A 20754-nucleotide genomic window follows, 5' to 3' on the forward strand; every position below is an offset into this window, starting at 1 on the left:
GGCAGGAGGCTGGCGCATGGCGACACGGCACCAGACGGGAGAACAGTCCGACGCCGGAGGCGTACCTCCGGCCGACGGGGTCGACGTCCGCAACGTCGCCCTCGTCGGCCCGACCTCCTCCGGCAAGACCACGCTGGTCGAGGCCCTCCTCGTCGCGTCCGGGACGATCCACCGGGCCGGGCGGGTCGAGGACGGCACCACCGTGAGCGACCACGACGAGAGCGAGATCCGCCAGCAACGGTCGGTCGGTCTCGCGATCGCCCCGCTGCTGTACGAGCAGACGAAGATCAACCTGCTGGACACCCCCGGGTACGCCGATTTCGTCGGCGACCTGCGGGCCGGGCTGCGCGGCGCCGACTGCGCCCTGTTCGTCGTCTCGACCGCGGAACCCATCGACGGCACGACGCGGCTGCTCTGGGCCGAGTGCGAGGCGGTCCGCATGCCGCGCGCCGTCGTCCTCACCAAGCTCGACCACCCCCGCTCCGACTACGCCGGCACGCTGGCCGCCATCCGCGACGGCTTCGGCGACAAGGTGCTGCCCCTCTACCTGCCCAGCGGGACCGACGCGCTGGTCGGCCTGCTCAGCGAGCGGGTCTTCACCTACGACGGGGGCCGCCGCGCCGAGCGCGCCCCGTCCGACGACGAGGCCGTGCTGCTGGAGGAGGCCCGCGGCGAGCTGATCGAGGGCATCATCGAGGAGTCCGAGGACGAGACGCTGATGGAGCGCTACCTCGGCGGCGAGCACATCGAGCTGAAGGTGCTGGTCGACGACCTCGAACGGGCGGTCGCGCGGGCGTCGTTCCACCCGGTCATCCCGGTGTGCGCCGCGTCCGGCCTGGGCACGCAGGAGCTGCTGGAGGTCATCGCGGGTGGCTTCCCCTCCCCCGCCGAGCACCCGTTGCCCGAGGTCACGACGGTGACCGGCACCCCGCGCGACGGCATCAGCGCCGACCCGGCCGGCCCGCTGCTGGCCGAGGTGGTCAAGACCACGTCCGACCCGTACGTCGGCCGCGTCAGCCTGGTCCGGGTGTTCTCCGGCACGCTGCGCCCCGACCAGACGGTGCACGTCTCCGGCCATTTCCTCGCCGATCGCGGCCACGAGGAGCACGACGAGGACGAGCGCATCGGCGCGCTGTCCTGTCCGCTCGGCAAGACCCAGCGGCCGGTCGCCGAGGCGCACGCCGGCGACATCGTCGCGATCGCCAAGCTGTCCGGCGCCGAGACCGGCGACACGCTCTCGGCGAAGGACGACCCGCTGCTCATGCGGCCGTGGACGATGCCCGAGCCGCTGCTGCCGTTCGCGATCGTCCCGTCCGCCAAGGCCGACGAGGACAAGCTGGTGCTGGGCCTCTCCCGGCTGGTCGCGGAGGACCCGACGCTGCGGGTGGAGAACAACGGCGAGACGCACCAGCTGGTGCTGTGGACGATGGGCGAGGCGCACGCCGACCTCGTCCTCGACCGGCTGCGGACCCGCCACGGCGTCCACGTCGACACCGTCGCGCTGCGGGTGCCGCTGCGCGAGACGCTGGCCGGCAAGGCGAACGGCCGCGGCCGCCACGTCAAGCAGTCCGGCGGGCACGGCCAGTACGCCGTCTGCGAGATCGAGGTCGAGCCGCTCCCCGAGGGCGGCGGCTTCGAGTTCGTCGACAAGGTCGTCGGCGGCTCCGTCCCGCGCCAGTTCATCCCCTCCGTCGAGAAGGGCGTGCGGGCGCAGATGGAGCGCGGCACCGTCGCCGGCTACCCGATGGTCGACATCAAGGTCACCCTGTACGACGGCAAGGCGCACAGCGTCGACTCGTCCGACATGGCCTTCCAGACCGCGGGCGGCCTGGCGCTGCGCGAGGCGGCGTCGGCGGCCGGGGTGAGCCTGCTGGAGCCGGTCGACGAGATCGCCGTCATGATCCCGGACGACTACGTGGGCGCCGTCATGGGCGACCTCGCCGGACGACGCGGCCGGGTGCTCGGCACCGACACGGTGGGCTCCGGGCGGACGGTGGTGCGTGCCGACGTGCCGCAGACGGAGATCGTCCGCTACGCCATCGACCTGCGCGCCATGAGCCACGGCACCGGCACGTTCACCAGGCGCTACGCCCGCTACGAGCCGATGCCGCACAACCTCGCCGCCAAGGTGACGGCGGACGGACCCTAGGACCTGGACTCGGCCGGCCCCGCCGGCCGACGGGAGTACTGTTCCGGCGCGGTGACCTCAGCGCCAACTGTTGGCACGGGTGTCACCCCGCCGCCCGCCACCACCCGGGAGCCTGCATCTGACCCGCCCCGCCGAGGGCATGCCCATCATCTGGGACTGGCCAGAGGACTCACGCCATCAGGTCGCCGTCGCCCGGCGGACGAAGTCGGCGAGATCGGCGCTCTGGCGCAGCCGGCTGGGCTCGTGGACGTACATCATGTGGCCGGCCTCGTAGTAGCGGCGCTCGATGTTGTCCTGCAGCCCGGCCGGGATGTTCAGGTGCGCGAGGTCGTCCTCGGCGCAGGAGAACGGCGTGGCGCCGTCGTAGTAGCCGAAGGCGACGTGGACGCGCAGGTGCGGGTTCTGCCGCATGGCGCGGGAGAGGCGGTCGAGCACGGACACCGACGCGTTCTCGAACTCCTTGTAGCTCCACTTGCCGATGACGTCGCGGCCGAACACGTGGAACGGGGAGGTGTCCTCGATGCCGAGCTCGGCGCGGGCGTAGTGCTGGTACGCCGTCGCGTACGGGCCGAGGATGGCGTCCATGGACGGGTCGGCGTCCATGCCGTCGGCGATGCCGTCGCCGGCCGGGCCGGTGAACCGGGAGTCGAGGCGGCCGACGCTCAGGCCGTCGGCGCGGCGCAGCTCGGTGAAGTAGCGCCAGTGCTCCAGGCGCAGGTCGGCCCGGGACACGTAGTCCTCGCTGACGCCGGTGAGGCGGGCGAGCGTGGCGACGGCGTCAGCGCGCTCCTCGGCGCTGAGCCGGGACCCGCGCGCCAGCACGTAGAGGTAGTCGCGGGCCGCGTACCGCTCGGCCTCGGCGACGACGTCGCGCAGCTCACGGCCCGGGTGCTTGCCGTGGTAGTGGGCGGTCGCGGCGTAGAACGGCAGGAACCGCGCGTGGGCGTGGTCGTTGCCCTCCTTGAAGTCGTGCACGCCGAAGTTGAGGACGCAGGAGATCAGCATGAGCCCGTTGAGGTACATGCCGGTGCTCTGCAGGTGCTGGGCCAGCGCCGACGCGCGGGTGGTGCCGTACGACTCCCCCGCCAGCAGCTTGGGCGAGAGCCAGCGCCCCTCGGCGGTGACCCACTGGCGGATGATCTCGCCGACGGACTCGAGGTCGGCGGTGAAGCCGTGGAAGTCGCCCGCCTTCTCGCCGTCGACGACGCGGGAGCGGCCCGTGGAGACGGGGTCGATGAAGACGAGGTCGCTGACGGTGAGCAGCGACTCGGGGTTGTCGGCCAGCCCGTACGGCGGCGGTGCGAGGTCGCCGACGTCGCCCATGACGACGCGGCGCGGCCCCAGCACGCCGAGGTGCAGCCACACGCTGGCCGAGCCTGGTCCGCCGTTGAACGCGAAGGTGACCGGCCGGGTGCCGGGGTCGGCGTCGTCGAGGGTGTACGCCGTCAGGCCGACCTGGGCGCGCGGCCGCCGGCCCTTCCACACGTCGTCCTCGACCTTGTCCTCCCACAGCACCACCCGGCCGGCCTTGGCCGTGTAGTGCAGCGGGCCGTCCGGGGTGTCGAGGACGTGCTGGCTGGTGACCAGCTCGTCCTCGAGGTGCTCGGCGACGTTGTCGGCTGCGGGCTTGGGTGCGGCATCGCTCACAGCCGCCGACCCTATCGGCGGGGGTCGACGAACGGCGCGTGCAGGTGGGCGGTGGCGAGCACCGCGTTCCTGCGCTCGGCCCGCCGCAGCAGCGATCGCCGGGTCGTGCGGGCCAGCTCCTGGTCGTCCTCCAGCGCGTACGCGACACCGGGGTCGGCCAGTTGCACAGCGTGGACGAGCACGTCGCCGGTGATGATCACCTCCTCGCCCGGGCCGTCGACCAGCACGGACTGATGCCCGACGGTGTGTCCCGGGGTCGGCACGGCCAGCACGCGCTCGCCGCGGCGGGTGCCGGCCGGCAGTCGCGCCGGCCCGCGCACCTGGTGCAACTGGCCGGTGCGCAACAGTGGTTCGACGACGTAGCCCCAGACGACGCTCTCGGGGTCGCCGGCGAGGTGGTCGACCTCGTCGCGTTGGACGACGTACCTGGCGTCGGCGAACATCGGGGTCCCGTCCGGCCCGACGGCCCAGCCGACGTGGTCCTCGTGCAGGTGGGTCATCACCACCAGGTCGACGTCGCCGGCGGCGATGCCCGCCTCGGCGAGCGCCTGGGGCAGCCGGCCCGGCACCGGCGCCCAGCCCGACGCCGGGCTGCCGGCCGGGCCCACGCCGCTGTCCACGAGCATGACCCGGCCCGACGGGCGCCGGACCGCGTAACAGTGGAAGTCGAGGTGCCACCGGCCGTCGGCGCCGAACGCCTCCGGGTCGATCGCCCGCGCCGCCGCCCAGTCGGCCTCGGTGGCGTCGGGGAACATCTGCGTCCAGGCGGCGGGGAACGGCCCGGACGCGTCGAGCAGGGCGATCACCTCCAGCTCGCCCACCCGGCGGCGGGCCGCGGACGTGACCCGCCGGCCACCACCCGGTCCGGCGCTCGCCGTCACCTGTGCCGCGGCGCCCAGCCCGGCGCCGAGCGCGGCGACCACGAACGGGCGCCTGCCGATGCCGCGGTGCGCGGCCGGCCGGCCGGATGCGGTGGGGTCGGGCATGATGCCTCCCTGGTCTGTGGGGTGGTGGCGGTGCCGTGACAGAGTCGACCAGGCGGCCGATGGCCTGGCCAATGATTCGACGATCATCGAAAGCCGAGGTGCCCGCACGTGCTCGGGATCGCGCTGGACTCGCCCCGCCTGGCCCTGACCAGGTTCGCGCTGCCGAAGCTGGCCGAGCTGCTGAACGCCGTCGAGGTCCTCGTCCACCCGGGGCGGGCGCCGTACGCGCGGCACTGGGTGGCCGACACGGCGCGCCGGGTCGACCGCGACCGCGTCGGCGTCCTGCTCGCGCTGGCCGAGGAGGCCACCTGGTACGTCCCGGACTTCCTCGCGCCTGTTCCGGCCGCGTACGAGTCCAGCATCGAGGACGAGCTGCACGCCGTGGCGACGACGCCGGCCGCGCGCGTCCGGCGGGAGCTCGCACTCGCCTTCCGGCCGGACCCGCCGGACCAGCCCGACGCGTTCGCGCAGCTCGGCGGCGTCATCGGCGACCCGCGCCGCGCTCTCCCCGCGCCCGTCGCCGCCATCGTGGAGCGGCAGGGCGCGGACGAGCTGTGCCGGTGTCTCGCCGATCAGCTGGAGTGGTTCTGGCGCGCCGCGTTGGCGCCGCTGTGGCCGTCGGTGCGTGCGGTCAACGACGCGGACGTGCGTGAGCACGCGTTCGAGGCGGCCGGGCGGGGCCTCGGTTCCGTCGTGGAGCTGCTGGACCCGCGGCTGACCTGGGACGGCGCGCGGGTGGGGCTCCCGCGGCCGTACGACCTGACGTTCGACCCGCCCGGCGGCGTGGTGCTGGCGCCGTCGGCCTTCCTGCCCCACCCGGCGGTCTGGCACGGCTGGAGCGGCACCGCCATGCTCGGGTACCCGGCGCTGCGCCGGGGACGGGTGTGGACGGGCTCGGACGCGCCGGCGCCGGCGGCGCGGCTGTTCGGCGACGGCTGGGCCCGGCTGCTGTCCGACCTCGGCGTCGCCCGGACCACCAGCGAGCTCGCCGCCCGTCAGCGGCTGGCGCCGTCGACGGTCTCGTACCACCTGGCCAGGCTGCACCGCACCGGCCTGGTGCGGCGGCGCCGTCAGGGCCGGCGGGTGCTCTACGAACGGACCGAGCGGGCCACGGAGACCATGAGGGCGCTCGGCCTCACGGACGACTGAGCGGCCGTTACCCGGGCCAGACGGACGCCAGCAGCGCGCGGGTGTCGGCCAGCAGCTGCGGCATGATCTTGGTGTTGTCGAGGACGGTCATGAAGTTGGCGTCGCCGCTCCACCGCGGCACCACGTGCTGGTGCAGGTGCGCCGCGAGCGAGCCGCCGGCCACGCCGCCGAGGTTGAGGCCGACGTTGAAGCCGTGCGGGGCCGACGCCGCCTTGACCGCGCGGACGGCGTCCTGCGTCATCGACGTCAGCTCCCGCGACTCGTCGTCGGTGAGCGTCTCGAACTCGCCGGTGTGGCGGTACGGGACGACCATGAGGTGGCCCGGGTTGTACGGGTGCAGGTTCAGCACCGCGTACGCCGTGCGCCCGCGGTGCAGGATCAGCCCGTCCTCGTCGGACTTGCGCGGTATGGCGCACAGCGGGCAGCCGTCGTCGTCGTTGCCGTTGCCGGGCTCGCCGGTGATGTACGCCATGCGGTACGGCGTCCACAGCCGTTCCAGGCGGTCGGCCTCGGGCACCGGTCAGACCTGTACGCGGCGGCGGACGGCGTCGACGATCTCGGCGACCGCGTCGTCGACCGGCACGCCGTTCTTCTGGCTGCCGTCGCGGTAGCGGAACGAGACCGCGTCCTTCGCGACGTCGTCGTCGCCCGCGATGAGCATGAACGGGATCTTCTGCTTCTGCGCGTTGCGGATCTTCTTCTGCATGCGGTCGTCGGAGTCGTCGACCTCGACCCGGATGCCCTGTTCCGCGAGCTTCGCCGCGACCGTCGCGAGGTACGGGACGTGCTCGTCGGCGATGGGGATGCCGACCGCCTGCACCGGCGCCAGCCATGGCGGGAACGCGCCGGCGTAGTGCTCGACCAGCACGCCGATGAACCGCTCGATGGAGCCGAACTTCGCCGAGTGGATCATGACCGGCTGCTGCCGGGTGCCGTCGGCGGCCTGGTACTCGAGCTCGAACCGGGCCGGCTGGTTGAAGTCGAGCTGGATGGTCGACATCTGCCAGCTGCGGCCGATGGCGTCGCGGATCTGCACCGAGATCTTCGGGCCGTAGTAGGCGGCGCCGCCCGGGTCGGGGACCAGTTCGAGGCCGGACGCGGCGCCGACCTCCTCGAGCGTGCGGGTGGCGACCTCCCACTGCTCGTCGGTGCCGATGAACTTGTCGGACTCGGGGTCGCGGGTCGACAGCTCGAGGTAGTAGTCGTCCAGCCCGAAGTCCTTCAGCAGACCGAGCACGAAGGTCAGCAGGTGCCTGATCTCGTCGGCGGCCTGCTCCTGGGTGACGTAGGAGTGGGAGTCGTCCTGCGTCATGCCGCGCACGCGGGTGAGGCCGTGCACCACGCCGGACTTCTCGTACCGGTACACCGAGCCGAACTCGAACAGCCGCAGCGGCAGCTCGCGGTACGACCGCCCGCGGGAGCGGAAGATCAGGTTGTGCATGGGGCAGTTCATCGCCTTGAGGTAGTACGAGCTGCCCTCGAGCTCCATGGGCGGGAACATGCCGTCGGCGTAGTAGGGCAGGTGCCCGGAGGTCTCGAACAGGCCCTGCTTGGTGATGTGCGGCGTGCCGACGTACTGGAAGCCCTCCTCCAGGTGCCGGCGGCGGACGTAGTCCTCCATCTCGCGCTTGATGACGCCGCCCTTGGGGTGGAACACCGGCAGGCCGGAGCCGAGCTCGTCGGGGAAGCTGTAGAGGTCGAGTTCGCGGCCCAGCTTGCGATGGTCGCGCCGCTCGGCCTCGGCGAGGCGCTCGAGGTAGGCCTTGAGCGCGTCGCGGCTCTCCCAGGCGGTGCCGTAGATGCGCTGCAGCTGCGGGTTCTTCTCGCTCCCCCGCCAGTAGGCGGCGGCGACCCGCATGAGCTTGAACGCCGGGATGTTCCGCGTGGTCGGCAAGTGCGGGCCGCGGCAGAGGTCCTTCCAGGCCAGCTCGCCGTCGGGCCTGACGTTGTCGTAGATGGTCAGCTCGGCGCCGCCGACCTCGGCGGACGCGCCCTCGGCGGCCTGCTCGGCGCCGCCGCCCTTGAGGCCGATCAGCTCGAGCTTGTACGGCTCTTGGGCGAGTTCGGCGCGCGCGTCGTCGTCGCTGACCGGGCGGCGGACGAACGACTGCCGCTCCTTGACGATCTGCTGCATCTTCTTCTCGATGCTCTTGAGGTCGTCGGGGGTGAACGGCTCGGCGACGTCGAAGTCGTAGTAGAAGCCGTTCTCGACCGGCGGGCCGATGCCCAGCTTGGCCTCGGGGTACAGCTCCTGCACCGCCTGCGCCATGACGTGCGCCGTCGAGTGGCGCAGGATGTCGCGGCCGTCGCGGGAGGTGATCTCGACCGGCTCGACGGCGTCGCCGTCGGCCAGCACCCGGGCGAGGTCGACGAGCGTGCCGCCGACGCGCGCGGCGACCACCGTGGCGTCGTCGGCGAACAGCTCGGCCGCCGTCGTGCCCGCATCGACCTGTCGCTCGCTTCCGGCGACGGCAATACGGATCTGTTCGGACACGACGTGCTCCTCGGTGTGGGGTGGTTCTGGCCGGGTCGATGGTAGCGGTTAGAGGCGGGCGGTGATCGCGCGCGCCAGGCGTTGCGGCGCGCCCGGCGACGTGGCCAGGAAGAGGCTGGGCTCGGTCAGTTCCACTTCGAGGATGACGGGCGCGCCGTCGGGACCCGGAATGGTGTCGACGCGGGCGTACAGCAGGGTGTCGCTGCCCGGGATGGCGTCGAGGGTGCGGCGGGCGAGGTCGCGCTCGGCGGCGGTGGGCTCGCGCGGCTCGATCTGCTCGCTCCACAGCGGCTTGCCGTCGCGGAGGTCGGGCCCGTCGAGCAGGGCGCCCTTGCGGATGGCGTGGCTGAACACGCCGCCGAGGTGCAGCATGGCGGTCTCGCCCGCGGTGTCGACGGCGGTGAGGTACGGCTGCAGCATGACCGTCGACCCGCGGGCCAGCAGCTTCTCGACCTGGGCCCGCGCGAGCGCCCGCTGCGCCGCGTCGGCGAGGTCGTAGCGGCCGGTGTCGGCCGAGCCCGCGCTGACCGACGGCTTCACGACGTACTCGCCCGCGTCCGGGAGCTCCGCGGCGTCGCCCGGCGTCAGCCAGGTGGTGGGGACGACCGGCAGCCCGGCGGCGGCCAGCTCGCGCAGGTACACCTTGTCGGTGTTCCACTCGACCACCTTGGCCGGGTTCAGCAGCCGCGGGACGGAGTGCGCCCAGGCCAGGAACTGCTCGCGGCGGCGCGCGTAGTCCCACGGGTTGCGCAGCACGACGAGGTCGAAGCCGGCCCAGTCGACGGCGGGGTCGTCCCACACCGGCGTCTCGACGTCGACGCCGAGAGCGCGCAGCGGCTCGACCGCCAGCTGGTCGTCGGTGTCGAGCTCGGGCAGTTCGGCGCAGGTGACCAGGGCGACGCGGGGCATGGGCGCTCCTTCCGGTGTCTTCGCAGGCGACAGCCCCGACGATACCTGTCGATACTGACACGGCTCATTCGCCGGCGGTGGCGCCGTTCGCGCCGGCACCTCCCAGTGCGGCGCGGGCGGCGGCCACGGCGTCCTCCTCGGCCCGCTCCCCCAGTGGCCCGCCGGTGACGCCGTCCACCAGATAGAAGACGTCGATCGCCTCGGAGCCCAATGTGCCGACGACCGCGGACCGGATGTCGACGGCCGCGCCGCTGAGCGCCGTCGCGAGCCGGTGCAGCAGCCCGGGCTCGTCGTGTGCGCGCACCTCCAGCACCGTCGCGTCCGCCGACACGTCGCGCAGCAGCTCCACCCGGGGCCGGGCGTGCTGGATGACCCGGCCGCGCCACTCGGCCGCGCGGGCCGCCAGCCGAGCCGTCAGGTCCAGGTGACCGGCCAGCGCCCGGGCGACGTCCTCGCGCAACCGCACCCCGTCCGGCCCTTCACCGCGCCGCGCCACCACCCGCCACACCTGCACGACGGCGTCGCCGGCGGTGTGGGCGCGCGCCGACCGGACGTCGAGCCGGTGCAGCGCCAGCACGCCCGCGACCACGCCCAGCACCCCCGGCCCGTTCCCCGCGACGACGGTGACCGTCGCCAGCCCCGCCCCGTCCTCGTCCGGCGGCGCGACCTCGACCGCCAGCCCGGCGCCTTGCTCGGCCTCGACCACGGGCCCGGCGCCGTCACCGTCCGCCGATGACGCCCCACCGTCGGCCCCGTCTCCGTTCGCCGACGCCGGACGTTCGTCCGCGCGCGCCGAGGTAGGGATGACCCGCCCCTCTAGGGAGGGTGCCCACCCTACGGGCGGGCACCGACACACTCCCGCCGATGACCCTGCCACCGACGCCGCCCCGGCCAACGCCGCGGCCGCCACCACCGACCCCGCCGAAGCGTCGACGGCCAGGGCGCGCCGCGTCCGCTCGACGAGGTCGCCGACCAGGCGGGAGCGCAGCGGCGTCCACGCGACCGGCCCCGCCGCGGTGGCGTCCGCCTCCGTCAGGCAGGCGAGCAGCTCCAGGAACTCCCGCGTCTGAACCGCCTCGACCACCGTCGCGAGCGTCGCGGGGTCGTCCGGGTCGCGGCGGGTGGCGGTCTCCGGCAGCAGCAGGTGGTGGCGGACCAGGCGGCCCAGCGTCGCGGCATCGGATTCCGAGAGCCCGATCCGTCGTCCGAGCGCGACGGCGATCGGCTGGCCCGCGACCGAGTGGTCGCCGGGCACCCCCTTGCCGAGATCATGGACGACCGCCGCGAGCAGCAGCAGGTCCGGCCGCGCCACCCGGCGGGTCAGCCGCGACGCGACGACAGCGGTCTCGACCAGGTGACGGTCGACGGTGTGGCGGTGGACGGGGGTGCGGGTGGCCCGGTACCGGATCCGCTCCCACTCCGGGAACCACCGCACGACCAGCCCGGACGCCTCCAGCGCGTCCCACACCGGCACCGTCCCCGGCCCGGCGCCCAGCAGGCTGACCAGCGCGTCCAGCGCCGCCGGCGGCCACGGCGCGGGCAGCGGCGGGCACTCGGCGACCAGCCGGGCCAGCGTCCGCGGGCCCGGCACGAGACCCGCCTGGGCCGCCGCGGCCGCGGCTCGCAACGGCAGGACGGCGTCGCGGGCGGGGTCGGCGCCACGGGCCAGCACGGCCTCGCCGTCGTACTCGTCGACGCCGTCGGCGAGGGGGCGGCGGACGAGGGGCCGGCGCCGTCCGCGGCGGCGCAGCCCGGCCAGCGTCCGCTCGACGTCGCGCCAGGTGACGTCGGAGGCGTAGGCGATGCTGCGGCCGGCCTCGGCCACGCGGCGCAACAGCAGGTCCGCGTCCGGAAGGCCGAGCCGCGCGGCCACGTCGTCCTGGTTCTCGAACAGCAGCCGGTCCTGACGCCGCCCGGTGGTGCGGTGCAGCGCGTCGCGCACCGTCAGCAGCCACTGCCGGGCGAGGTCGACGCCGGCGGTGCGGGGGCGGTCGGCGATCCACGACGCTGTGACGGCCCGCAGCGCCAGCGTGTCGCGCAACCCGCCGTAGGCCTGGACGAGGTCCGGCTCCAGCAGGTGCGCCAGCTCGCCCACGCCGGCGGCCCGCGAGCGGCACATCGCGGCCAGCTCCGGCAGCCGGACGGCGGCCTGCTTGCGCCAGCCGTCGCGGACCCCGGCCCGCAGCTCGTCCGTCAGCGTCTCGTCGCCGGCCACGTGCCGGGCGTCGATCAGCCCGAGCGCCGCCTTCAGATCCGACCCGGCGACGGACAGCGCCTCGCCGGGCGTGCGCACCGAGTGGTCCAGCGCCAGCCCGGCGTCCCATACCGGGTAGAAGACGGCGTCGGCGACGGCGGCCGGGTCGCCGCGGCCGGTGACCAGCAGCAGCACGTCGAGGTCGCTGCCGGGCAGCAGCTCGCGCCGCCCGTACCCGCCGACGGCGACCAGCGCGTACCCCTGCCGCGCGGCGGCCGGGACGTCCGCGAACAGCCGGGCCAGCCAGCCGTCGGCCAGCTCGGACAGCGTCGCGGCCCGCTGCGCCGCGCCGAGACGATCGTCGTCGACGATCGCCCGGCGCAGCGCGACGAACCGGTCGGTGGTGGCGCTCAGAGCGCGTCCGGCCCGGTCTCCCCGGTGCGGACGCGGATGACCGCCTCGGCCGGCGTGACCCAGATCTTGCCGTCGCCGATCTTGCCGGTCCGGGCCGCTTCGGCGACCACCCCCAGCACCTGGTCGACGTCGAAGTCGTCGACCAGCACCTCCAGCCGCACCTTCGGGACGAGGTCGACGGTGTACTCCGCGCCCCGGTAGACCTCGGTGTGGCCCTTCTGCCGGCCGTAGCCGCTGGCCTCGGTGACGGTCATGCCGTTGACGCCGAACGCCTCCAGCGCCTTGCGGACCTCGTCCAGCTTGAACGGCTTGATGACGGCGGTGACGAGCTTCATGCGGTCACGCTCCCTGCGTGGAGTCGACGCGGGCGGCTGCGGGCGCCGGCGCGCCGCGGGTGGGTCCGGCCGACGTCGAGGTGAGCTCGTAGCCGGTCTCGAGGTGGCTGTTCAGGTCGATGCCGTCGACCTCCTCCTCCTCGCTGACGCGGAACCCCACCGTCCGGTCGATGAGCTTCCCCAGCCCGTAGGCGACGACGAAGGAGAACACGATGACGACCGCGGCCGCGACCGCCTGCCGCCACAGCAGGTCGACCCCGCCACCGTAGAACAGGCCCTCGGGACCGCCGGTGAAGTCGGCCGACGCCAGCAGTCCGATCATCAGCGTGCCGACGACGCCGCCCACCAGGTGCACCGCGACCACGTCGAGCGAGTCGTCGTACCCGAACCGGTACTTCAGCCCGACGCACAGCGCGCACACCGCGCCCGCGACGACGCCGATGACGATCGCGCCGACGGGGCTGACGAACGCGCAGGCCGGCGTGATGGCGACGAGCCCGGCGATCGCGCCGGACGCCGCACCGAGCGTCGTCGAGTGCTTCTGCTTGACGACGTCGACCAGCAGCCAGCCCAGCACCGCGGCCGCCGTCGCCACCAGCGTGTTCACGAACGCCGCCGACGCCAGCCCGTTGGCGCCCAGCGCCGAGCCCGCGTTGAAGCCGAACCAGCCGAACCACAGCAGCCCCGCGCCGAGCAGCACGAACGGCAGGTTGTGCGGCCGCATCGGCTGCTTCGGCCAGCCCACTCGCCTGCCGAGCACCAGCGCCAGCGCGAGGCCCGCGGCGCCGGCGTTGATGTGCACGACGGTGCCGCCGGCGAAGTCGAGCGCACCCAGCTCGAAGATCCAGCCGCCGCCCCACACCCAGTTCGCGACCGGCAGGTAGACCAGCGTCAGCCACACCGGGACGAAGATGGCCCAGCCGCGGAACGACGCCCGCTCGGCGACGGCCCCGCTGATCAGCGCGACGGTGATGATCGCGAACACGGCCTGGAAGCCCACGAACGCGAACTCCGGGATGGGCACGGACCACATGCTGTCCAGGCCCACGCCGTCCAGGCCGAACTTCCCCAGCCCGCCGATCAGGCCGCCGTTGCTGCCGTCGAAGGCGAGGGAGTAGCCCCACAGCACCCAGATCACCGGCACGATCGCCAGGCAGAGGAAGCTCATCATGAGCATGTTGAGGACCGCCTTGGCGCGCACCATGCCGCCGTAGAAGAAGGCCAGTCCAGGGGTCATGAGCAGAACGAGAGCCGCGCTCGTGAGCACCCACGCGGTGTCGCCCGCGCTGAGTTCGGGCATCGTTGGCTCCTAGCCGAGTCGGAACGCCGGACCCGTTCACAGGCCGGCCACGTCCCTGTGATCGTGGCGATCCGTCGTTACTCGGGCGTGCGGCGACCATTACGGCCACGTGACATGCGCCACTCGTGCGTTACGAGTACGTGAACGCGGTGCGACCGGCTCAGCCGAGCGGCGCGGTGGAGCTGCGTTCGACCAGCGTGGTGGCGAGCTCGAAGTGGTGGGTCTCGGGGCGCTGGCCCCGGGCCAGCCCGAGCAGGGTCCGCAGCGCCACCCGGCCCATCTCGCGCATCGGCTGGCGCACGGTGGTGAGCTGGGGCGACGTCCAGGCGGCGGCGTAGGTGTCGTCGAAGCCGACGATGCTGAGGTCGTCCGGCAGGCGCAGGCCGCGGCGGCGGGCCTCTTCCATGACGCCGAGGGCGGAGCCGTCGCAGCCGGCGACGATCGCCGTGGGCGGCGAGGGGAGGTCGAGCAGCCGGGCGGCCATGGCCTGCCCGTCCTCGTGGCTGAACCCCACCTGCAGCACCAGGTCGTCGTCGGCCGAGGCGGGGAGGCCGGCGCTGGACAGGGCGGCCAGGTGGCCGTGCAGCCGCTGCTGCGCCGGCCGCGACGCGGGCAGGCCGCCGGCGAAGCCGATGCGCCGGTGGCCGAGCCCGAGCAGGTGCTCGGTGGCCTGCAGGCCGCCGGACCAGTTGGTGGCGCTGACGCTGACCAACTGGTCGGTGGTGCTGGGGTCGATCGAGACGGGGTCGACGGCGACGAGGCCGAGGCCGGCGTCGGCGCAGGCGCGGACCTCGGACGGGCTGACCTCAGTAGTGACGACGATCAGCCCGAGGTGCCCCTTCGCCGACAGCCCGCGGAACCACTCGGGCGTCAGCGCGCCCGACCCGGCCAGGTGCGTGACGACGACGTCGACGCCCTGCTCGAGGCCGGCCGACACGACGCCGGACAGCACCTGCGCCGAGTACAGGTTGACGAACGCGTCGAACAGGACGGTGACCGTCGGCGTGGTGTCGTGCACCCGCCGGCCGGTGCTGGGAACGTAGCCCAGCGCCCCGATCGCCTCCTGCACCCGGGCCCGCGTCGCCGCCGCGACGTCGCCGCGCCCATTGAGCACCTTCGACACCGTCGCCTTGGACACCCCGGCGGTCTGCGCGACGGTGTCCAGGGTCGGCCGCTCTCCTCGCATGCGCCCGAAACTATTTCGACCGCGACCGGTTGTCAAGCACCCATTGACGACAATCACGCGGCTCACTACCCTCTCGGTCAACCGAAACATCGTCGCAACTGTTTCGGAACCCATCGCTCCACGAGGACAGGATGGCGCCATGAGGCACACCAGACTCCGGGCCGTGACGGCAGCGACGGTCGCCGCCGCCACGGCGCTCACACTCGCGGCCTGCGGGGGCGCGAGCCCCGGCGACTCCACCGACGCCGGCACCGGCGGCACGGGCGGCGCCGGCGACGCTCAGAACGGCGAGGGCGGCGCGGCCAGCGCCTGGATCCTCACCGGCGGCGGCTGGCCCGTCACGGCCGCCTCGTTCGAACGCTGGAACGGCGAGCACGACGACCAGCCGATCGCGGTCGAGGAGTTCGAGAACGACGCGTACAAGGAGAAGATCCGCACGTCCGTCGGCTCCGGCGAGGCGCCGACGCTGATCATGAACTGGACCGGCGGCACACTCGCCGACTACGTCGCGAACGACCAGGTCGTCGACATCGGCGCGCAGACTGCCGAGCTGACCAGCCGGGTCATGCCGTCCGTCGCGCAGAACGGCGTCGTCGACGGCACCACGTACGCGGTCCCGATGAACGACGTCCAGCCGGTCGTCCTGTACTACAACGAGGACCTGTTCGAGCAGGCCGGCATCGAGGTGCCGACGACCTGGCAGGAGACGCTGGACGCGGTCGCCACCTTCCAGGACCAGGGCATCATCCCGTTCTCGCTGGCCGGGCAGAGCGTCTGGCCGGAGCTGATGTGGATCCAGTACCTCACCGACCGCATCGGCGGACCCGAGGTCTTCCAGGCCGTTCTCGACGGCGAGCCGGACGCGTGGTCCGACCCGGCCATCGCCGAGGCGCTGACGAAGATCCAGGAACTGGTCGACGCCGGTGGGTTCGGCGACGCGTTCGCCTCGGCCGCCGCCGACCAGAGCGCCGACGCGGCGCTGGTGCACACCGGCCGCGCCGCCATGCTGCTGCAGGGCAGCTGGGTCTACGCGACCTTCCACACCGACAACCCGGAGTTCGCGACGTCGGCGCTCGGTTTCACCACGTTCCCGGAGATCGAGGGCGGCAGCGGCGATCCGGCGAACATCGTCGGCAACCCGGCCAACTTCTGGTCCGTCTCGGCGTCGGCGAGCGAGGAGGCGCAGCAGACCGCGCTCGACTACATCGGCCAGTTCGTCTACGACGACGACCAGCTCACCGCCATGCTCGACGCCGGGAGCGTACCGCCGGTCGCGGGCCTGGAGGACCAGATCGCGCAGAGCGACGACGCCGAGTACCTGGGCTTCGCCTACGGCCTGGTGCAGGACGCACCGCACTTCCAGCTCTCCTGGGACCAGGCGCTCCCCTCGGACCAGGCGCAGGAGCTGCTGACGAACCTCAGCCAGATCTTCCTCGGCGAGATCACCCCGCAGCAGTTCGTCGACGCGATGAACGCCACGCTCTGAGATGCGGACGCTCGACAGGTCCGGTGCGGTCACTTCGCGGCCCGTCACGGCCGCGCGGAAGGGCCGCACCGGGCCACCGTTCTGGCTGGCCGTGCCCGCCCTGGCGTTCTTCGCGCTGTTCGCGCTGCTCCCTCTCGGCGGCGTCGCCGTCCTCTCGTTCATGGAGTGGGACGGCCTGGGCACGCCGCGCTGGGCCGGCACGGAGATCTGGCTGGACACCCTCGCCGACCCCGCGACCCGCGCCGCGCTCTGGCGCACCGTCGTGTTCGTCGTCGTGTCGTTCCTGTTCCAGGCGCCGGTCGCGCTGCTGCTCGGCGTCTTCACGGCCGGCCGGCAGCGCTACCGGGCGGCCTTCGCCGTCGTGTACTTCCTGCCGCTGCTGTTCTCGTCGGCGGCCATCGGCATCACGTTCCGGTCGCTGCTGGACCCCAACTTCGGGCTGTCCCGGGCGTTCTCCCCCGGCACGCTGACGACGAACTGGCTGGGCGACCCGGACCTCGCCCTCTACGCGGTGATCTTCGTGGTCGGGTGGTGCTTCGTGCCGTTCCACGCCCTGCTCTACCAGGCCGGGGTGCGGCAGATCCCGGCGACGCTGTACGAGGCGGCGACGCTGGACGGCGCCGGGCGGTGGCAGCAGTTCCGGTACGTGACGCTGCCGCAGCTGCGCTACACCATCGTGACGTCGTCGACGCTGATGCTGGTCGGCTCGCTGACGTACTTCGACCTGGTGTTCGTGCTGACCGGCGGCGGCCCGGGCGAGGCGACCCGGATCCTGCCGCTGGAGATGTACCTGACCGGGTTCCGCAGCTACCGGATGGGCCCGGCCAGCGTCATCGCCGTGCTGCTGGTCGCGATCGGGCTGGCGTTGTCGCTGCTGCTCAGCCGCATCTCGGGCGCCGGGCGCATGCAGAGCCAGCAGGCCGGCGCCGCATGAGCCGGCGGATCCGCGAGACCCCGAACGTGCTCGGGGCGCTCGGCGGCCTGGTGTGGGTCGTCGTGACGATCGTGCCGGTCTACTACCTGGTGCTCACCAGCCTGCGCCGGCAGCAGGACTACTACGTCGAGAACCCGCTGCTGCCGCCCGCGGACCCGACGCTGGACGCGTACCGGCTGGTGCTGGAGAACGACTTCCTGCGCTACCTGGGCAACAGCGTCGTCGTCACGGTCGCGGCGGTGGCGGTGATCCTGACGGTGTCGCTGATGGCGTCGTACTACGTGGTGCGCGCCGGGACGCCGCTGTCGCGCGGCACGCTGCGGCTGGCGCTGCTGGGCCTGGCGATCCCGGTGCAGGCCACGATCATCCCGGTGTACTACCTGATCGTCCGGCTCGGGCTGTACGACAGCCTGGTCGCGCTGATCCTGCCGGCCATCGCGTTCGCCGTCCCGATCAGCGTGCTGATCATCGTGAACTTCGTCCGCGACATCCCGGCCGAGCTGTTCGAGTCGATGCGCGCCGACGGCGCCGGGCACGGGCGAATCCTGCTGGCGCTGGTGCTGCCGCTGAGCAGGCCGGCGCTGCTGACCGTCGGCATCTACCAGGCGCTGCAGGTGTGGAACGGGTTCCTGTTCCCGCTGATCCTGACGCAGAGCTCGTCGGTGCGGGTGCTGCCGCTGTCGCTCTGGGCCTACCAGGGCCAGTTCGCCGTCAACGTGCCCGCCGTCCTGGCCGCGGTCACGCTGTCCGCGCTCCCCGTCCTGGCCGCGTTCGTCGTCGGCCGCCGCCAGTTGGTGTCCGGCCTGACCGCCGGCTTCGGTAAGTGAGGAATCGATGACCGCTGACACCTGGGCCGGTCCCTGGCACGACACCCGGCTCCCGCTCACCGAGCGGGTCGACGCCCTGCTGGCCGCGATGACCCCGGAGGAGAAGGCCGGCCAGCTGGGCAGCTACTGGCACCGCCCGGACGACGAGCCCGGCGGCGACGTCGCGCCGATGGAGGGCGACATGACCGGGCCGGCGGCGTTCGAGGCGGCGATCGAGCACGGCCTCGGCCACCTGACCCGGGTGTTCGGGACGGCGCCGGTCCCGGTCGCGGACGGCGTCGCCGACCTGCGCGCCCGGCAGGCGGCCGTGGTGCGGGCGTCCCGGTTCGGCGTCCCGGCGATCGCGCACGAGGAGTGCCTGACCGGCTTCACCGCCTACGGCGCCACGATCTACCCGACGCCGCTGGCATGGGGCGCCGCGTTCGACCCCGAGCTGGTCGAGGAGGTGGCCGCCGCAATCGGCCGCGACCTGCGCGCGGTCGGCGTCGACCAAGGGCTGGCGCCGGTGCTCGACGTCGTCCGCGACTACCGGTGGGGCCGGGTCGAGGAGTCGATCGGCGAGGACCCCTACCTGGTGGCGACGGTGGCGACGGCGTACGTGCGCGGCCTGCAGTCCACCGGGCTGGTGGCGACGCTGAAGCACTTCGCCGGCTACTCGGCGTCGCGGGCGGCGCGCAACCACGGCCCCGTCGGGGTGGGGGCCCGGGAGCTGGCCGAACTGCTGCTGCCGCCGTTCGAACTGGCGATCCGCGAGGGCGGCGCCGGCTCGGTGATGCCGTCGTACGCGGCCGTCGACGGCGTGCCCCCCACCGCCAGCCGCGCGCTGCTGACGACGCTGCTGCGCGACGAGTGGGGGTTCGGCGGCACCGTCGTGTCGGACTACTGGGCGGTCCCGTTCCTGCGCCGCACCCAGCGCATCGCGGCCGACGACGACGGCGCGGGCGCGCTCGCGCTGGCCGCCGGGGTGGACGTCGAGCTGCCCGAGACCGTCGGCTTCGCCCGGCTGGCTCCCGGCCCCGCGCTGGACGAGGCCGCCCGCCGGGTGCTGCTGCAGAAGGGCCGGCTCGGCCTGCTCGACCCGGGCTGGGCGCCGCGCGGCGACCACGACGCCGACCTCGACTCCCCCGCGAACCGCGCGCTGGCCCGGCGGCTGGCCGAGCGGTCGGTGGTGCTGCTGGCCAACGACGGGACGCTCCCGCTGCGCGCCGCGGGCCGCGGGCCGGGCCGGGTCGCCGTCATCGGCACGACCGCGGTGCAGCCACGCACGTTCCTCGGCTGCTACTCGTTCCCGAACCACGTGCTGGCCAGGTACGACGGCGACGGCCTCGGCGTCGCGGTGCCGACCCTGCTCGAGGCGCTGCGGACGGAGCTCTCCGACGCCGAGGTGCCGCACGCGGCCGGGGCGGCGATCACCGGCGACGACCGGTCCGGGTTCGCGGCCGCGGTGGCGCTCGCGGCGCAGTCCGACGTCGCGATCGTCGCGGTCGGCGACCTCGCCGGGATGTTCGGCAGCGGCACGTCCGGCGAGGGCTGCGACGCGCCGGACCTCGCGCTGCCGGGTGTCCAGGCCGAGCTCGTCACGGCCGTCCTGGACACCGGGACACCGGTCGTGCTGGTGGTGGTGTCCGGGCGGCCGTACGCGCTCGGCGCCCTCGCGCCCCGCTGCGCGGCCGTCGTCCAGGCGTTCTTCCCGGGCGAGGAGGGCGGGGCCGCGATCGCCGGCGTGCTGTCCGGGCGGGTCGAGCCGAGCGGGCGGCTCCCGGTCGCCGTGCCGCGGACGGCGTCGGGCGCGCTGCCGACGTACCGGGCGGCGCCACTGGCCCAGCGCAGCGACGGCATCTCCAGCCTCGACCCGGCGCCGCTGTACCCGTTCGGGCACGGCCTGTCCTACACCACCGTCGAGTACCGGGACCTGACGCTCAGCACGGCGTCGATGCCCGCCGACGGGCAGGTGGATGTCACGGTGACGGTGCGCAACGCCGGCCGCCGCCCCGCCACCGAGGTCGTCCAGCTCTACCTCACCGACCACGTCGCGCAGACCGTACGACCGGTGCGCGAGCTGATCGGCTACCGGCGGGTGCCGCTCGGCGTGGGCGAGGCGCGTCGCGTCACGTTCACCGTGCACGCCGACCGCACCTCGTTCCCCGGCCTGGACCTGCGCCGCGTCGTCGAGCCCGGCACGTTCACGCTGGCCGCGGGCCCGTCCAGCGAGATGCTGCCGGTGGCCGCCGAGCTGGAGATCACCGGTGACGCGCCGCGGGTGCTGGCCGGCCCGCGCGTCATGACGACCCCGGCCCGGGTGGACTGACCGGGCCGAGTCCGAGGATGCGGCGGAGCAGGTCGGGGTTGCCCGGCCAGGCCTCGAACAGCGCCTCCCCCGGCACGGTGCGGGCGGCGTAGCGCAGCACCAGCGCGACCACCACAACGTCGTCGAGGGGGCCGATGACCGGGAGGAACTCCGGGATGAGGTCGATCGGCGAGAGCACCCAGAGCATCGCGACCAGCACCGCGACCCTGGCCCGCCGCGGCACCCGGGGGTCGCGGCGCAGCCGGCGCGCCGTCGTGACGCAGTCGGGCAGGAAGCCGGCGAGGTCCCTGGCCAGGCCGGGAGGCAACCGCCACGCCAGCAGCACGAGCACCAGCCAGGTGAGCACCAGCGCACCGGCGGCGACCAGGGCCGCCTGCGGCCAGCCGGGCATCGCCACCTCCGCGTGAGGACTTGCATCCGGTACCCGGGTACGGGT

Annotated in this window: 16 protein-coding genes; 6 read left to right on the top strand and 10 right to left on the bottom strand. The window is 73.6% G+C overall.

What is annotated here, in order from left to right:
- The first annotated feature begins 16 nt into the window (after nucleotides 1–16).
- Nucleotides 17–2149, top strand: a complete 2133-nt coding sequence (locus BLU82_RS13145) for an elongation factor G-like protein EF-G2 (RefSeq protein ID WP_092620865.1) — start codon at nucleotides 17–19, stop codon at nucleotides 2147–2149.
- A 177-nt stretch (nucleotides 2150–2326) separates the two neighbouring features.
- On the opposite strand, the gene BLU82_RS13150 is transcribed toward BLU82_RS13145, so the two are convergent.
- Both BLU82_RS13150 and BLU82_RS13155 read right to left on the bottom strand, forming a co-directional pair.
- Nucleotides 2327–3796 carry a S10 family peptidase gene (locus tag BLU82_RS13150; protein ID WP_092620868.1) on the bottom strand — a complete coding sequence of 490 codons (1470 nt, stop codon included), beginning with the start codon at nucleotides 3794–3796 and terminating at the stop codon, nucleotides 2327–2329.
- Nucleotides 3797–3807: 11 nt separating this feature from the next.
- Nucleotides 3808–4782, bottom strand: coding sequence for an MBL fold metallo-hydrolase (locus BLU82_RS13155; protein WP_092620871.1), 975 nt, complete (start codon nucleotides 4780–4782; stop codon nucleotides 3808–3810).
- A gap of 108 nt (nucleotides 4783–4890) precedes the next feature.
- On the opposite strand from BLU82_RS13155, the gene BLU82_RS13160 reads away from it, so the two are divergent.
- Nucleotides 4891–5931 carry an ArsR family transcriptional regulator gene (locus tag BLU82_RS13160; protein WP_092620874.1) on the top strand — a complete coding sequence of 347 codons (1041 nt, stop codon included), beginning with the start codon at nucleotides 4891–4893 and terminating at the stop codon, nucleotides 5929–5931.
- A 7-nt stretch (nucleotides 5932–5938) separates the two neighbouring features.
- Here the strand turns inward: BLU82_RS13160 and BLU82_RS13165 are convergent, their stop codons facing one another.
- The 7 genes from BLU82_RS13165 to BLU82_RS13195 form a co-directional block, all read right to left on the bottom strand.
- Nucleotides 5939–6403, bottom strand: a complete 465-nt coding sequence (locus tag BLU82_RS13165; RefSeq protein WP_092625775.1) for an HIT domain-containing protein — start codon at nucleotides 6401–6403, stop codon at nucleotides 5939–5941.
- Between the two features lie 48 nt (nucleotides 6404–6451).
- The gene (gene thrS, locus BLU82_RS13170) at nucleotides 6452–8425 is read right to left on the bottom strand and encodes a threonine--tRNA ligase (protein WP_092620877.1); all 1974 of its coding nucleotides are present in this window, start codon (nucleotides 8423–8425) and stop codon (nucleotides 6452–6454) included.
- Between the two features lie 48 nt (nucleotides 8426–8473).
- Complete coding sequence (locus BLU82_RS13175) at nucleotides 8474–9334, bottom strand: RimK family alpha-L-glutamate ligase (protein WP_092620879.1); 861 nt, start codon at nucleotides 9332–9334, stop codon at nucleotides 8474–8476.
- 64 nt (nucleotides 9335–9398) lie between these two features.
- A complete protein-coding gene (locus BLU82_RS35110) occupies nucleotides 9399–12005 on the bottom strand; it encodes a [protein-PII] uridylyltransferase (protein ID WP_370246320.1) in 2607 nt (868 codons plus the stop codon).
- Nucleotides 11939–12277: a P-II family nitrogen regulator gene (locus BLU82_RS13185; RefSeq protein ID WP_053202047.1), complete on the bottom strand. Its 339-nt coding sequence runs from the start codon at nucleotides 12275–12277 to the stop codon at nucleotides 11939–11941. The genes BLU82_RS35110 and BLU82_RS13185 overlap by 67 nt, the downstream gene beginning before the upstream one ends.
- A gap of 4 nt (nucleotides 12278–12281) precedes the next feature.
- Nucleotides 12282–13577, bottom strand: a complete 1296-nt coding sequence (locus BLU82_RS13190; RefSeq protein WP_092620882.1) for an ammonium transporter — start codon at nucleotides 13575–13577, stop codon at nucleotides 12282–12284.
- Between the two features lie 160 nt (nucleotides 13578–13737).
- Nucleotides 13738–14763: a LacI family DNA-binding transcriptional regulator gene (locus BLU82_RS13195; RefSeq protein WP_092620884.1), complete on the bottom strand. Its 1026-nt coding sequence runs from the start codon at nucleotides 14761–14763 to the stop codon at nucleotides 13738–13740.
- Nucleotides 14764–14902: 139 nt separating this feature from the next.
- On the opposite strand from BLU82_RS13195, the gene BLU82_RS13200 reads away from it, so the two are divergent.
- The 4 genes from BLU82_RS13200 to BLU82_RS13215 are packed head-to-tail and all read left to right on the top strand — an operon-like array spanning nucleotide 14903 to nucleotide 20318.
- Nucleotides 14903–16249 (top strand): extracellular solute-binding protein, encoded by a 1347-nt coding sequence (locus BLU82_RS13200; RefSeq protein WP_092620887.1) that lies wholly within the window; start codon nucleotides 14903–14905, stop codon nucleotides 16247–16249.
- 1 nt (nucleotide 16250) lies between these two features.
- Entirely contained in the window at nucleotides 16251–17183 is a 933-nt protein-coding gene (locus tag BLU82_RS13205) for a carbohydrate ABC transporter permease (protein ID WP_092620890.1), read from the top strand.
- Nucleotides 17180–18010, top strand: a complete 831-nt coding sequence (locus BLU82_RS13210) for a carbohydrate ABC transporter permease (protein ID WP_092620893.1) — start codon at nucleotides 17180–17182, stop codon at nucleotides 18008–18010. The genes BLU82_RS13205 and BLU82_RS13210 overlap by 4 nt, the downstream gene beginning before the upstream one ends.
- Nucleotides 18011–18017: 7 nt before the next feature.
- Entirely contained in the window at nucleotides 18018–20318 is a 2301-nt protein-coding gene (locus BLU82_RS13215; protein WP_092620896.1) for a glycoside hydrolase family 3 N-terminal domain-containing protein, read from the top strand.
- Here the strand turns inward: BLU82_RS13215 and BLU82_RS36325 are convergent.
- The gene (locus BLU82_RS36325) at nucleotides 20290–20709 is read right to left on the bottom strand and encodes a YkvA family protein (protein WP_092620899.1); all 420 of its coding nucleotides are present in this window, start codon (nucleotides 20707–20709) and stop codon (nucleotides 20290–20292) included. The two genes, BLU82_RS13215 and BLU82_RS36325, sit on opposite strands and share 29 nt — an antisense overlap.
- Nucleotides 20710–20754: the final 45 nt, after the last annotated feature.

This window comes from Jiangella sp. DSM 45060 (genome assembly GCF_900105175.1).
Lineage (GTDB): Bacteria > Actinomycetota > Actinomycetes > Jiangellales > Jiangellaceae > Jiangella.